13 protein-coding genes are annotated in these 13,189 nt (G+C 55.4%); 8 read left to right on the top strand and 5 right to left on the bottom strand.

Annotated features, from left to right (window positions below; genetic code table 11):
• The first annotated feature begins 716 nt into the window (after positions 1-716).
• Genes SHEW_RS04160 through SHEW_RS04145 form a run of 4 tightly spaced genes read left to right on the top strand, consistent with a single transcriptional unit; the run spans position 717 to position 3,874 of the window.
• Positions 717-1,553, top strand: a complete 837-nt coding sequence (locus SHEW_RS04160; RefSeq protein WP_223294761.1) for a MipA/OmpV family protein — start codon at positions 717-719, stop codon at positions 1,551-1,553.
• The gene (locus tag SHEW_RS04155) at positions 1,543-1,938 is read left to right on the top strand and encodes a DUF3019 domain-containing protein (protein WP_011864611.1); all 396 of its coding nucleotides are present in this window, start codon (positions 1,543-1,545) and stop codon (positions 1,936-1,938) included. The genes SHEW_RS04160 and SHEW_RS04155 overlap by 11 nt, the downstream gene beginning before the upstream one ends.
• Positions 1,935-2,639, top strand: a complete 705-nt coding sequence (locus SHEW_RS04150) for a response regulator transcription factor (RefSeq protein ID WP_011864610.1) — start codon at positions 1,935-1,937, stop codon at positions 2,637-2,639. Before SHEW_RS04155 ends, SHEW_RS04150 begins: the two co-directional genes overlap by 4 nt.
• Entirely contained in the window at positions 2,636-3,874 is a 1,239-nt protein-coding gene (locus SHEW_RS04145; protein WP_011864609.1) for an ATP-binding protein, read from the top strand. Before SHEW_RS04150 ends, SHEW_RS04145 begins: the two co-directional genes overlap by 4 nt.
• Positions 3,875-3,908: 34 nt before the next feature.
• Here SHEW_RS04145 and chrA read toward each other — a convergent pair whose 3' ends face one another.
• The 4 genes from chrA to ohrR form a co-directional block, all read right to left on the bottom strand.
• On the bottom strand, positions 3,909-5,117 hold the full coding sequence (chrA, locus tag SHEW_RS04140; RefSeq protein WP_011864608.1) for a chromate efflux transporter: 1,209 nt from the start codon (positions 5,115-5,117) through the stop codon (positions 3,909-3,911).
• A gap of 148 nt (positions 5,118-5,265) precedes the next feature.
• Complete coding sequence (gene rlmC, locus SHEW_RS04135) at positions 5,266-6,405, bottom strand: 23S rRNA (uracil(747)-C(5))-methyltransferase RlmC (protein ID WP_011864607.1); 1,140 nt, start codon at positions 6,403-6,405, stop codon at positions 5,266-5,268.
• A gap of 42 nt (positions 6,406-6,447) precedes the next feature.
• The gene (locus tag SHEW_RS04130; RefSeq protein ID WP_011864606.1) at positions 6,448-7,689 is read right to left on the bottom strand and encodes a glycerol-3-phosphate dehydrogenase/oxidase; all 1,242 of its coding nucleotides are present in this window, start codon (positions 7,687-7,689) and stop codon (positions 6,448-6,450) included.
• A 33-nt stretch (positions 7,690-7,722) separates the two neighbouring features.
• Complete coding sequence (gene ohrR, locus SHEW_RS04125; protein ID WP_223294760.1) at positions 7,723-8,190, bottom strand: transcriptional regulator OhrR; 468 nt, start codon at positions 8,188-8,190, stop codon at positions 7,723-7,725.
• 322 nt (positions 8,191-8,512) lie between these two features.
• Between ohrR and SHEW_RS04120 the strand changes: the two genes are divergently transcribed.
• The 4 genes from SHEW_RS04120 (at position 8,513) to SHEW_RS04105 (ending at position 11,931) form a co-directional block, all read left to right on the top strand.
• Positions 8,513-8,950, top strand: coding sequence for an OmpA family protein (locus SHEW_RS04120; protein WP_011864604.1), 438 nt, complete (start codon positions 8,513-8,515; stop codon positions 8,948-8,950).
• 554 nt (positions 8,951-9,504) lie between these two features.
• On the top strand, positions 9,505-10,923 hold the full coding sequence (locus SHEW_RS04115) for a cytochrome c biosynthesis protein (RefSeq protein ID WP_011864603.1): 1,419 nt from the start codon (positions 9,505-9,507) through the stop codon (positions 10,921-10,923).
• Between the two features lie 103 nt (positions 10,924-11,026).
• A complete protein-coding gene (locus tag SHEW_RS20895; RefSeq protein ID WP_011864602.1) occupies positions 11,027-11,224 on the top strand; it encodes a hypothetical protein in 198 nt (65 codons plus the stop codon).
• Positions 11,225-11,526: 302 nt separating this feature from the next.
• Positions 11,527-11,931, top strand: a complete 405-nt coding sequence (locus SHEW_RS04105; protein ID WP_011864601.1) for a hypothetical protein — start codon at positions 11,527-11,529, stop codon at positions 11,929-11,931.
• Positions 11,932-11,958: 27 nt separating this feature from the next.
• Here SHEW_RS04105 and SHEW_RS04100 read toward each other — a convergent pair whose 3' ends face one another.
• Positions 11,959-13,143, bottom strand: coding sequence for a GGDEF domain-containing protein (locus SHEW_RS04100; protein WP_011864600.1), 1,185 nt, complete (start codon positions 13,141-13,143; stop codon positions 11,959-11,961).
• Between the last annotated feature and the right edge of the window lie 46 nt (positions 13,144-13,189).

The following is a 13,189-nucleotide window of genomic DNA, read 5'->3' as shown; positions in this document are numbered from 1 at the left end:
GTTGTTTGCATACTTATTCACCAGCGAACTAACATATAATCATGATGGCTTAACTAAGGTGGATAGCTTTGGTGTAGCATTTTGTAGTTTTGTTAAAAAACAAACATTTGGTTAACACTCGGTGTTTTTGGCTTATCCAAGGTCAGACCAGAGTCATAAAGCAAGCTTCAAAAACAAATAAAGTCACTTAAAAACAATAAAGTAATACATCATTCGCGAAAATCACTCGAAACAAAACATGATAACAAAGCCGCTACAAAGTAAGGCAGGACAGACCATAAGCGATAGGCAGTTGAGGAACATCACCTGCTTAGCCCCATGCTTGCGACATAGCAAAATGATGTTATGCTCTGGCGGCATTAAGTGGTTGAAGCATGATTATTCATTCAATAGACGCGAGTCGCCCAGCGGACTCATCAAGAATGAAAAAAATCGACCGGATGACTCTGATGTCGAGCACTGATGTCGATCAAGGATGCCAGCAAAGCGATAGCGCAGATTTGCCAAAGTTAAAATTTGCCAAGCTTAAAATTTTGCAGCCTTGAAATTTGGCAAGTGGCATATCTTGAGGATTCGATGTGAGCTAACCCAAGGCCTCTACTCGAAAAATCTCTCCAAGGCATGTAGCATTTTGTACACTTATATATATTTTTACAGACTTTTAACCTGAGATGGTTTTAGATGCTAATTTCAGTTTCGGGATGTGGATGAAGGCCATGAAGTACCTCTTGTCCGGTCTTATTTTCCTCACGGTTTTTTTCCTGTGCGAGGCTAGGGCCGAAGAGCAGATAGATGATATTACCACGGGCGAATTTCACTTCACCCTCGCCCTAGGCTATGGCGGAATCGAGAACCCCAGGGCCAAGTCAGACGATATCACCACCTACGCCCTGCCTAGCTGGTCCTACTATGACGACCGCTTCTATGTGGAAAACTTCACCCTGGGCTACAGCCTGTATGAGTCCGATAGCCTGCTGGTCGACCTGCAGACCCGCCTCAACGAAGATGGCTTCTTCTTCGAACTCGACGGCTGGAACAAGGTCTTCCTGAGCGACATCCTCGGCTTTAAACCCAACAAGCAGCCGATATTCGGCCCGGCGATCCCCGAGGTGCCGATCGAACGCAACATCTCCTATCTCGGCGGACTCAGCACCACCTGGCTCACCCCCTACAGCGATTTCACCCTGGGCTATTTTCACGACATCAGCGGCGTCCACCAGGGCAACGAGATCCACCTTAAGGCCAAGAAGAGCATGGCATTTTCCTGGGGCGCCCTGGGCTTCGAGGTGGGCGCGATCCGCAAGAGCAGCCAGCTGATCAGCTACTACTACCATTTCACCGAGGAGGAGCTGGGCCGCAGCCGGGTGCAGCAACCTCAGTCGGCGGCAATCAACTATCACACCAGCGGCGTCGTCAATGTGCCCCTGTGGCAAGACATTAATTTTATAGCCATTATCACCTACACTTGGTTAGGAGACGAGATCACTAAGAACCGCATGATAGAGAAGGATGGATACCTGTCAGGGTTCATCGGAGTCAGCTATGCCTTCTAATGCCATCAAGCTGATACAGTGCATGTTACTGCTGGCGCTGGCCACCAGCTTCTACTGCCAGGCCAATAGCACTCAGGTCAATATTAAGCCCAAGACCTGCGCGGTTCTCGAGGCCGGCACGCCCTGTCACATGACGCTCAAGATCAGCTATAAACTCGAGGCACTGGAGCAGACCTGTATCTGGATAGCCCTCAAGGAGGCCCCGGAGCAGTGTTTCGACCGGATGAGCGTGGATCACCTGCTGGAGCTGACGCTCACCAAGGATACCCAGGTGCTGATCAAAGATCTCAACAACAAGGTGCTCGATGAGGTGACCATACAGATCGCCACCTATCAGCCCGTAAACACCCGCAAGCGACGAGGACTCAACTGGAACCTGTTATGAGCAAACCTAAGATTCTCCTGATTGAAGACGATCTGGATTTGGCGGAGCTCACCCTGCTCTACCTGACACAGCAAGGCTTCGACCTGACCCACAGCGAATCGGCCCAGGCGGTGGCTAATTTGCCCGCAGATCTAAGGTTCGATCTCATCATCTGCGACATCATGCTGCCCGACAGCGATGGCTTTAGCCTGTTTGCCGAGCTACAGGCGCGCTACCAGTGTGTGATCATCTTCATGACCGCCCTCGACGGCCAGCAGGAACAGATAAAGGGCTTAGAGCTGGGCGCCAGCGACTATATCGTCAAGCCGGTCAACCCCGAACTCTTAGTGGCTCGCATCAAGGCCAACCTGAGAAAGCTCCCCAGCGAGGCGCCGCCCCAAAGTGTCACCCTGCACGACTTCACCATAGATCATACCCACCAACAGCTGACCATAGGCGACCGACAACAGAAGGTGACCACCCAGGAGTTTGACCTGCTATGGATCTTCGCCCAGCATCCGGGCAAGGTGCTCAGCCGCGAATACCTGTTCGAGCAGTATGTGGGCCGTCCTTACGATGGCCTGGACCGGGCGATCGATCTTAAGATCAGCCGCCTGAGAAAGAAGATAGACAGCTATCAGATAGACGGCCTGACCATCAAGACGGTGCATGGCCAGGGCTATCTGTTTAACTATCAGCCCCAGCTCTCGGACAAGGGATGAAGTTTCAATTCTACCGTCTCTATGCCCTGCTGATCTTAAGCAGCGCCCTGATCATCTGGTCTTTCAGCGAGATCCACGGCGCCATGCAGCATCAGGTGGAGTCCTACCAGATAGATGTCGACAGCGTGTTTCGCGGCCTGAGCGAGGAAGACAGCAGCGTGCTGTTCCGCCAACTCTCCCGCGATGAACTGGCGCTACCCCAGGACCTGGCCGATAAACTGGATGGCGGCGAAACCATCGCCCTCACCCTGAGCGGCGGCAAGACCTACTACTATCGCCAGGCCCCAGATATCAGCGATCCAAACAACAAAGAACCGGCCAAGGTGATCGCCTTCGGCCCTGTGCTGCGCAAACCCACTCAGGCGGTGCCCACAGAACTTATCATCTTCGCCCTCTACGCCAGCCTGGGCTGTCTGGCGCTGCTGCTGATCTGGCCCCTGTTTCGGGATCTCTCCCAACTGCAGGCATCCGCGGTGGAGTTCGGTGCCAACCCGAGAAAGATGGAGCAGACGATCAACAAGCGATCGGCCATCTATCCCCTAGCCAAGGTATTCCATGAGGTAACTGTGCAGATCGTCGACTTCCTGCAGATGCACAAGGAGCTGTCGCGCACCATCTCCCACGAGGTCAGGACGCCTCTCGCGCGCATGCGCTTCGCGCTACAGCTAAGTAAGGCTGAGCTGGATGAGAAATACTGGCAGCGACTCAACGCCGATATCGACGAGATAGAGCAGCTGGCCAACAACTACCTCTCCTTCGCCAAGCTGGAACACAGGGAGGCGCAGATAAAGAAAGAGGCGGTGAGCACCCAGGCCTTCCTCGATGAGTTAGAGGAGAAGTTTGCCCTCTACCAGGACAAGATAGGCATCACTTTTATTGCCGACGACAGGCTTGCGGTATTCGATGCCAGCTCAATGAGCATAGCCACCCAAAACCTGATCATGAACGCCCTGCGCTTCGCCAAGCAAAACATCCAGGTGCGTTTTCGCTGCGAAGACGATCTGTGTCGGATAACCGTAGAAGATGATGGCCCAGGCTTCGAAGGCAAAGGTAAACAGCTGCTGGCCGCTTTTGCAAGGGACAAGGAACAGTCCGACGGCTCGGGCTATGGCCTGGGGCTCTACATAGCACGCAAGATCGCCATCTGGCATCAGGGCCGGCTAGAGGTGGCAAAGTCCGAAGAGCTAGGCGGTGCCAGCCTCACCCTGGTCTGGCGCAATCAGCCAGCAAAATAGACTCGGCTCGCCGCTGCGTTAAACTTGTCTCATCCTAAGAAAGCCCACCCAGCACGCCGAGCAGTATCCCCGTCAGCGCGAAGCCCAGCAATAGCATGAGAATGCTGGGCCGATAACGCAGCTGCCAGGCCAGTCCTATCAGTACTAAGAGCGCATCGGGCCAGGCGAGGATGGCACTGGCTATCACAGGCGAGATAAGCGCCGCCAGCAGCAGGCCCACCACGGCGGCGTTGATCCCCATGATGGCGCCGCGAAATCTCGCCCGCCCCATCAAGCCATGCCAGCTGCGCAGCAAAGAGAGTTGCAGCAAGAATCCCGGGAGGAAGATGGCGAGTGTCGCTACCAGGGCCCCAAGCAGCGGCGACTCCAGCCAGGATTCTGCGCCGAGAAAGGCCGCCAGGGTAAACATGGGGCCGGGCACCGCCTGAGCCAGGGCATAGCCCGTCAGGAAACGCTCGCTGGTCAGCTGCTGACCAACACTCGCCTCAAGCAGCGGCAGCACTACATGACCGCCACCAAACACCAGGGCACCCGCCTGATAAAACTGGGCAAACAGCTGAGACAGGCTATGGCCAGTCCCTAGCCAGAAGAGCGACAGACCAAACAGCAGGATAAACAGCATAAGCGGCAGCATCTGCGGCCGTAAGGTATCGACAGCGCCGCCCTCTCCTCCTTTCGCGCCTTGCCGCCCAGCATCCTGATCTATGCCCCGGAGCGCCGATGGTGCCAGGCAGACGGCGCCGATGACTGCGGCCAAGATCAACAGGCCTAGCTGGCTGGCCAGGGTGCCTACAAACAGGGTGAGCGAGGCGCAGAGCAGCATAAGTATCCGGGTGGCGCCGCGACGACAGAACTGCTTAAACATACTCAGCACGGCATCTGCCACCACCACGACCGCCATTAGCTTGAGGCCATGGATCAGCCCCTGAAACCAGCTGGTATCCAGCCAGCTCAGGCTAGCCACCGCCATAAGATAGAGGAGTAGAAATGAGGGCAAGGTAAAGCCCAGAAAGGCAGCAAGCGCACCGGGAAGTCCCGCCTTGTGATGGCCGATGGCGAAGCCCACCTGGCTCGAGCCCGGACCGGGGATCACCTGACTCATGGCGACTATGGCGCCAAAACGCTCGGCGTCCAGCCAGCCGAGATCATCGACGAAGCGCCGCTTGAAATACCCGATATGCGCCGCCGGTCCGCCGAAACTCATCAGCCCCAGGAGCAGAAACTGCTTAAATACCTCACCCAAGTTGTCATCCTCCGTCAAGCCCGAGCCGAGATTTGGCCGCGCCGCTAAGTTGCGCGCAGCCTTTTGAAATACTGGCTAATTAGATTATGACAGACAGGTGACCGTCTGATGACAGACGTATAGAGACTCGATAATTGAGACTCAGCGGTTACTCGCCGATGCGCTGCAGCATCACCAGCACCTCGAAATGATCTGTGTGGGGGAACATGTCAAACAGCTGCACCTTGGTCACCCGGTAGCCTGAGATGCAATGTAGATCTTTGGCCAGCGTCTTGGGATTACAGCTGGAGTAGAGGATCGCCTTAGGGGCAAACTCGCTCAGGGAGTGGCACAAAGCCTCGCCGATACCGCGTCTGGGCGGGTTGACTATAATAAGCTCCGGCTTCTCTTCGCCGCGGCTGTCGCTGGCGAAGCTGGTCGAGTCCAGCGCGGTGAAGCGCACCTTATCAAGCCCCAGCGTCTCGGCCGACATCTTGGCACAGGCGATCGCCTCGGCCTCGATCTCTATGCCGGTCAGGGCCACCTCTTTCGAGGCGCAGTGCAGGCCGAAACCGCCGACGCCGCAGAAGAGATCCCAAATCGATGTAGGCGCCAACTCACGGGTCCACTTCCGCGCGCTCAGGTAGAGCTTGGCCGCCACTTCGGGATGGGTCTGGAAGAAGCTCTTTGGACGAATGTAGAGGGGCACGCCATTAAATTCCTCCTCCAGCCGAGTCGCCTCGGTAAGGAAGATCTCCTCCTCTCCCTCCAAAATAGCCATATGCACGGGCTGGAGGTTCACCGACACCACCTTGATCTCAGGGTGCTCGGCTAACAGCCTTGGCAGTTCACGTTCGATGCGGGGAATGGCCTGCTCCGAGCGCATCACGAAACGCAGCATATACTCGCCGCGTACCTGACTGCGGGTCAGCAGGATAAATTTAAGCTCGCCCTTGGCCTTATCGACCCTATAGGGCGGAATACCGGCCTGGCGCACGAACGCCTCTAAACGATGCAGCAACTGCTGCATATCCTGAGGATAGAGGCTGCAATCACACAGGCTCACCGCCTCGCCGCTCGGGCTCACCAGCCCCAATATAGGTTGATGGGCGGCGCCCAACACCACCATCTTGGCCTTGTTACGAAAACCGCTCTCTGGCCCCACCACGGGAGGAAGCCACTGCTCCACCGACAGATCCTTGAGCAATGCCGCTAGGGTCGCCGTTTTCGCCGCCACCTGATCACTCAGGGGCGTCTTGAGATGACGACAGGAAAGACACTGATTAGCATCGAAATAGGCACACTTCACGGATGGTTTGCTCGCAGCTTGGCTTAAAAAAGGCGCCCTACTTTAGCCTTTTTGGGGAGAAAAATCACCTTTCGCCGTGGGCGATTCGCTTGATGGCGCCTCATCGGTCACGGGAGTGAGGCGCAACTTATCGACATCGGCACGTATCGGCTTGGGGCCGCGGCGATTCTTGACCCAGGCCAGTGCCTCCTTGGCCGTGTGCCTGAAGGTGGTCAGCTTACCGCCATAGACGGTGAGCAGGTTGGGATGGGTATCGCGCGACAGCATCATGGTATCCCTGGGCAGGTCGAACGCCTCGCCGCCCTGCTTGGGCAGCACACGCACGCCGCAGTATCGCCCTGTGATGCGCTCCTCGAGCGCGCCATCATTCTCACTCAGGGGGAAGTAGTGGCGGTAGATCCCCAGCAGATAGGCCTCCTCGGCCGGCGTCACGCCCGCCGCGTCCACCGCATCGATTGGCGTCTCTGTGGTGCCTATCATTGTCTTACCCTGCCAGGGCATCACAAAAACCACCCGCTTATCGAAGATAGACTCCAGGTAGAAGATGCCGCTGGGCGCTGGGATATCCAGCACCAGGTGACTCCCCTGCACCAGCTCCACCGGCGATACTTCCACCTTAGGGGTGACCCGCTCGAGCGTCTGATTGACCCAGGGCCCTGTGGCATTGATGACGCAGCGACTACTGAGGCGCCGCGTCTCTCCCTTATGGCTAAAGCTGACGATGCAGGAGTCTGGCCTGTGCTCTATCTGCTCCAAGCTGACCTGGGTAAGCAGCTCTGCCCCCAGCGCTCTGGCGCTCTGGGCCACTGCTCGGGTCAATGCGCCATCGTCGGTCTGGGCGTCCCAGTAACGAAACACGGCGCGCAGCCCCTTGAGCTTGAGTCCAGCAAGCTCACTCCAGCGACTGGCCGGCACAGACTGAAACTGGCCCAGGGGATCCAGCTCGCTCAGCAAGGCATACAGGCTCAGCCCGGCGCGAATGGCCAGCGGGCCGCGCTGACTGCCACGATAGATAGGGATATAGAAAGGCACTGGCTTTACCAGCTCGGGCGCCAGTGTCAGCAGCGCCTTGCGCTCACTCAGGGATTGGCGCACCAGGCCAAGTTGACCCGACTCTAAGTAACGCAGGCCGCCATGGATCAACTTACTGGAGTTCGACGAGGTCTTCTCGCCCAGATTATCCTTCTCAAGCAGCACCACAGAGTAGCCGGCGGCCTGGACACACTGGGCGATGCCCACCCCAGTTATGCCGCCACCAATCACCACTAAATCCACTGCTTGCATATCGCATCCTTTCGCTTAATGAATCTAATTAGATTAACCCTGACTCGCCGCGTCTAGGTAGCGGTAGGCCTTGTCACACAGGCGCTTGAGTTCGGCAAACTCTTCGGGCTCGCCCCCAAGTTTGCAGCGCATCTGCATAGGGATCGACCGGGCCTGCTGCTGCAGCTCACGGCCTGCGTCGGTCAGCTGCAACACCCGCACCCGCTCGTCGGCTTCGCTGCGCCCACGGGTCACCAAGCCTTTGCTTTCCAATCGTTTTAGCAGAGGTGTCAGGGTGCCCGAGTCCAGGTGTAGCTGCTCACCCAGGGTCTTGACGCTGATCCCCGGCTCCTGCCACAACACCAACATCGCCAGATATTGGGAATAGGTCAAGTCCAACGCCTCCAGCAGAGGGCGGTAGGCACGCACCATGGCATTGGCGGCGCTATAAAGCGAGAAGCAGACCTGGTTTTCGAGGGCTAGGGGATTAGGCTGAATATCTTGGCTCGTGGATTGACTCATGAATTGGATCGCCATCATTAAATTGCACACAACTTTTACCAAGTTTACGCCATGCGCAGGCCAAAGTGAAAAATTATCAAAAAAATTTTTCACTGCATAGTTAGTCAATAATCTGTCATCTTTACAGAGACTTAATCAAATAACTAAGTAAAACCATCTAGATGCGGCTCGACTGAATCCTGACGCTAGGTTAAATACTCAAAAAGGCTGAAATTTCCGCACCTTTCCACCAACAAAGATGGTTGCTTTTCGAGCGATAATCCCCTAAATTCCCCCCACTATTCAGCTCGATACACTAAAAAACACAATGGAGGTGTTCACTATGAAGCAATTGCTGCTAGTGATGTTGTCATTTCTCTTTGCCGCCCAAGTCAGTGCCGCCTGCCCGCAAAACATCAGCTTTGGCGACATTCCCTTTGAGAAAAACAGCTCTTACTTCGATAGCCGATATGCCAAACAGCTGCAGACGCTGATAAAGAAGACTCAAGCCGACAGCGGTTACCTGCTGCTAGAGTTTCCCCTCTACAAGGGCGAGACAGATAAGAAGATCAGAGACTATAACCTTTGGCTCGCCAACCGCCGCATCGAACGGGTCAAGACCTTCCTGACCAAGGCCGACTACAACCAGCCTGTAGTCACTAAGCTGCTGACAGCCAGCAAGGAAGATACCCGTACCCTGAGCCTTCACTGGTGCCAGCAGGGCGAGAGCGAAACCACCATCGCCAGCACGGTAGACCCAAGCCGTCACCAGTTAAAGTAAGCGCCTCAAGGGGTATGCTGTAGCCAATAGGCTGTAGCCAATAGGCTGTGGCTAATAAGCCCTAGCTAAATAGGTGCTAGTCGACAGGCCGTCTCCCTCAAAATTGGCGAGGCGGCAGCTTGACGATAGACAAAAATCCGCGCCAGTTAACACTTCCTGTACATTTCAAGATTTGCGTTGCAAATCTTAAACATAAACTTAGTCTCCCCCAGCGCCCGCAGTAAACTGTCCCTAGGGTCTGTTGATCTTTCCTGTTTGTTTTTGCAGCATTCTGTAGGCCATTTATACAAGACAGAGTCCGTGTAGTGTAGTTATTCTACATGAGCGGGCGATAACGCAGTAGAAATGGCCTACACAAGCTGCCCGAAGGGTTCATCTAAACGCGCCTTGCGCTGTGTTGCCTGCTATTTACATAGAATAACTATGCCGCACAGCATGCGCCTAGAGCAAAACGCGTTTAGATTGAACAAAAATTAAACCTGAAAAATAAACAGGCCCTAGAGGATTCACGCCTTTGTCATCGTCTTTTGGCAAGTCAGCCCCGGGGAGGGATTATGTTTAGAGCCCTGATGTTTTGTTTTCTGTTACTCTCGAGCGCACTACCCAGCTTCGCACAGGCCGAGGAACACACTGCGTCTCAGAATGCCACCTGGCATTATGTCGACGCCGACGGCCAGCTGAAGATTAAGCTCTATTTCTTCTGGTCTAAGACCTGTCCGCACTGCGCCGAGGCGCACCCCTTCATCGACAGTCTGCCGGAAAAGTATCCCTGGATAGAGTTGGAGTCACACATGGTGTCTCAGGCGGGGACTCAGGAGAAATGGCAGGCAATCGCCGAGCAGACCAAGGTTGCCGCTCGCTCCGTGCCCTATATCGCCGCCTGTGAACAGGCGACCGTGGGCTACAGCAGCGAAGCCGTGACGGGGCAATTTATTCTGCAGCAGCTCAAGGCCTGTTACCGCGCCCTGGGTGGTGTAGTAGCTGACAATGATCAGGCGGTCCAGACAGGCATGGCATCCGCTGAGGGCGAGCCGCTGTTTGCCACCTGTAGCGCCAGTAGCGAGCCCGGTACCTGTGACCTGGGGCTGGAAGAAAGCGCACCTGCCGCGCCCGTCACTAAGGTACAACCCATAGAGCTGCCGCTGATCGGCGTGGTGGCGCCAGAGCAGCTCTCACTGCCCGTGCTGACCGTGGTGCTGGCCGGGGTCGATGCCTTCAACCCCTGCGCCTTCTTCGTGCTGCTGTTTCTGCTCTCTATCATGGTCAACGCCAAGAGCCGCAGCCGCATGCTGATCGTCGGCGGCATCTTCGTCTTCTTCTCGGGCTTTATCTACTTCCTGTTTATGATCGCCTGGCTCAACATCTTCGAGCTGTTGGGCGCGGGGAGCGATGGCGGCCTCATCATACTCGGGGCCGGCCTGATGGCGTTGGTCGCCGGTGCCATCAACATCAAGGAATACTTCTTCACCAAGGGCGAGGTCAGCCTTTCTATGTCGGCGGAGAACCGCACCGGGCTTATCAAGCGCATGGGCAAACTCACCAGCGCCAGCAGCATGGCGGCGATGATTGCCGGCACTGTGGTCTTGGCCATACTGGCCAACGCCTATGAGCTGCTGTGCACCGCAGGCTTCCCGATGATCTACACCAGCGTCTTATCTATGCATGAGCTGCCGGCATTCGAGCGCTACCTCTACCTGGCCTTCTACAACATAGTCTATGTGATCCCACTGGCGGCTATCGTGATCGCCTTCAGCGCTACCCTGGGTAAGCGCAAGCTCACCGAGAAAGAGGGGCAGACACTGAAGCTGATGTCGGGGATCATGATGATTGGCCTGGGTGGCATGCTGGCCCTGGATCCGACCGCACTGCAAAATGCCGGCCTTGCCATTGGCTTGATCTTCGCCTCCATCGGCCTGACCTTCATCATCAGCATGGGACGCAAATTGATAGAGAGGCGCGGCGCCACCAGTTAATTTGGCAAAGGCTAAAGTTTTCCAAAACGCTGCCGATAGCACTATAGTTAACCTATACATAATCGGTTAACTATAGGCTCTCACCCAGTTTAAGGCGGTAATCATGGCAATAACAGTTGGAACCAGTAATCTACAACCTAATCTAAGCAATGGAAGCGTTGGGGTTAAAGTTGCACAGCTCGCCAAAGAGCAGCAGCAGGCAGAGGGAGAGATTGCACTACAACTGATTGAAGCGGTTGACTCGGCGCCTAGCGCTGGGCCTGTGGGAAATAGTGGTCACAACATTAATACCACAGCTTAGATCAGAGCGAACTTCGCAAAGCCCTCATCATGAGGGCTTTTTTTATGGCCCTTATTTGTCGCAATTTGATATTGCCTCAGGTTCTTCACTCCCCTTGCCTGCCTCAAGGCTTGCCGACATCTAACAAAGATATTTGGCTAACGCGGTAAAAAATACTAAGCTGGGCCGACCTTGCTATATGCCAAGGCGTGCATCTCAAACAGCATTGGGCGCCAAAGCTGGTTACAGATATCAAGTTACAGACAGCAAGGCACAGAAAGCTGGTCACAAATAGTGGAAGATTAATTATGGAGGATAACAAGATGCGAGGAGCCGGCGGCAGTTCCGGAGGGATAGGCCTGTTTTTAGTGGGCCTGGTGATGATGTGCGGTGGTTTCTACCTGCTGCTGAACGCAATTTCAGTGACCTCAAACTTTAGCCTTGGCTATCGACTCTACAACGTCGGTGGCATGGGGATCACCGGCGGCACCATACTGATCCCGCTTATCTTCGGCATAGGCATCATCTTCTATAACGCCAGAAACCTGCTGGGTTGGCTCTTGACCCTGGGGTCGCTCACGGCGCTTATTTTTGGTGTACTCTCCAGCGTCAGATTCAACCTCAGGACCATGACCACCTTCGATCTCCTGGTCATACTGGTGCTGGCAATTGGCGGTTTGGGGCTGTTTTTACGCTCGCTCAAGGCCATAGACGCCAAATACAGCTAGCCTTATGGGCGCCTTCCAGAGGCGCCCTCAAGACAGGTAGGAACTGACGACCTTATCTTCGGCCGCCTCCCCCTTGGCCACCCCAGTACTACATCTATCCCGTCCCTGGGCCTTGCTCTGATAGAGAAGCTGATCGGCGCTGGCCAGCAGCTCATCCGCATCCAAGCCCGGCTGCCACAAACAGACCCCCTGAGAGACGGTGACATAGGCGCCTAGCGTCGAGTCTGGATGGGGGATCTCAGCGGCCTTGAGCTCGTAACGTATCTGCTCGGCAATATGACGCGCACCACTGAGATCTGTATCGGGCAAAATGATGGCAAACTCCTCGCCGCCGTAGCGCGCCGCCAGATCCCGAGGCCGGGAGGCCACCCCGTGTAACACCTCACCCAGCCTTACCAGACAGCGATCGCCATCGCTATGGCCCAGGCTGTCGTTAAGGCGCTTGAAGAAATCCACGTCCAGCAGGATCATACTCAGGGGGTCACCGGTGCGCTCGGCAGCCTTAATCTCCAGGGCGAGCACCTCATCGAAATGACGCCTGTTACTCAGGTCAGTTAGACCATCTATCAGCGCCATACGCTTAAACTGCTGCAACAGCTGCTGTTTCTCGGCGTCGCGCAAGATTGCCTTACGAAACCATTGCAGCAGCACCTTCTGCCCGGTAATGATGATCACCAAGAGACAGACAAACTTGGTCAGGGCAAAGATAGGATTTTCCGGGATCTCGATAAGCCGGGTCACCAGGCTAACCAATAGCAGAGGCACCACGCTGACCAGGAGCCAGCGGCGCACCGGATAGAGAGAGATGGCGAAGGTAAATACCAGCACGTCGGTTACCGAATCGACTGTGGCAAGAGAGCCATATTCACCCAACAGGTTATAGGAGCTGGTGAGCCAGTAATGGCCCACCACAAAATAGATCCAGGCAACTTCTAACACCAAGAGATAGGCCAACACCAGCCCCATGCGATGCTGCTCTGGCTGACGATAGAGGATCCCCGCCAGACCAAACAGGGCGATGCATAGGGTCGGCATCTGCAGCACCAGAAGATCCTGCAGCGTCAGAAGACTATTCTTCTGTAGCATGGACGCAAGGAAGATGGCGACAAGTAGGAACACGGAGAGATAGGCGGTCCATTTTACCGAGCGACAAAGATAGATGTGGGTCTCTTGGATTAGGAGTTCGTCAAAGCTTTTTGGCTTACTATTCATCGTGTCTGTGCCCGCCCTCTTCTGCTTTCGTCATAAGCTTAAGTAA

It is taken from the genome of Shewanella loihica PV-4 (assembly GCF_000016065.1).
GTDB classification, from domain to species: domain Bacteria; phylum Pseudomonadota; class Gammaproteobacteria; order Enterobacterales; family Shewanellaceae; genus Shewanella; species Shewanella loihica.
The sequence above is the reverse complement of the archived record's forward strand: the minus strand, read 5'-3'. Positions and strand labels throughout refer to the sequence as shown.

Bases quoted from the DNA above. Each gene is read 5' to 3' on its own strand.
- SHEW_RS04100 (WP_011864600.1), bottom strand. From the start codon at position 13,143: ATGAATAGTAAGCCAAAAAGCTTTGACGAACTCCTAATCCAAGAGACC.
- SHEW_RS04150 (WP_011864610.1), top strand. From the start codon at position 1,935: ATGAGCAAACCTAAGATTCTCCTGATTGAAGACGATCTGGATTTGGCG.
- SHEW_RS04155 (WP_011864611.1), top strand. From the start codon at position 1,543: ATGCCTTCTAATGCCATCAAGCTGATACAGTGCATGTTACTGCTGGCG.
- SHEW_RS04115 (WP_011864603.1), top strand. From the start codon at position 9,505: ATGTTTAGAGCCCTGATGTTTTGTTTTCTGTTACTCTCGAGCGCACTA.
- SHEW_RS04145 (WP_011864609.1), top strand. From the start codon at position 2,636: ATGAAGTTTCAATTCTACCGTCTCTATGCCCTGCTGATCTTAAGCAGC.
- SHEW_RS04160 (WP_223294761.1), top strand. From the start codon at position 717: ATGAAGTACCTCTTGTCCGGTCTTATTTTCCTCACGGTTTTTTTCCTG.
- ohrR (WP_223294760.1), bottom strand. From the start codon at position 8,190: ATGAGTCAATCCACGAGCCAAGATATTCAGCCTAATCCCCTAGCCCTC.
- SHEW_RS04120 (WP_011864604.1), top strand. From the start codon at position 8,513: ATGAAGCAATTGCTGCTAGTGATGTTGTCATTTCTCTTTGCCGCCCAA.
- SHEW_RS04105 (WP_011864601.1), top strand. From the start codon at position 11,527: ATGCGAGGAGCCGGCGGCAGTTCCGGAGGGATAGGCCTGTTTTTAGTG.
- SHEW_RS20895 (WP_011864602.1), top strand. From the start codon at position 11,027: ATGGCAATAACAGTTGGAACCAGTAATCTACAACCTAATCTAAGCAAT.
- SHEW_RS04130 (WP_011864606.1), bottom strand. From the start codon at position 7,689: ATGCAAGCAGTGGATTTAGTGGTGATTGGTGGCGGCATAACTGGGGTG.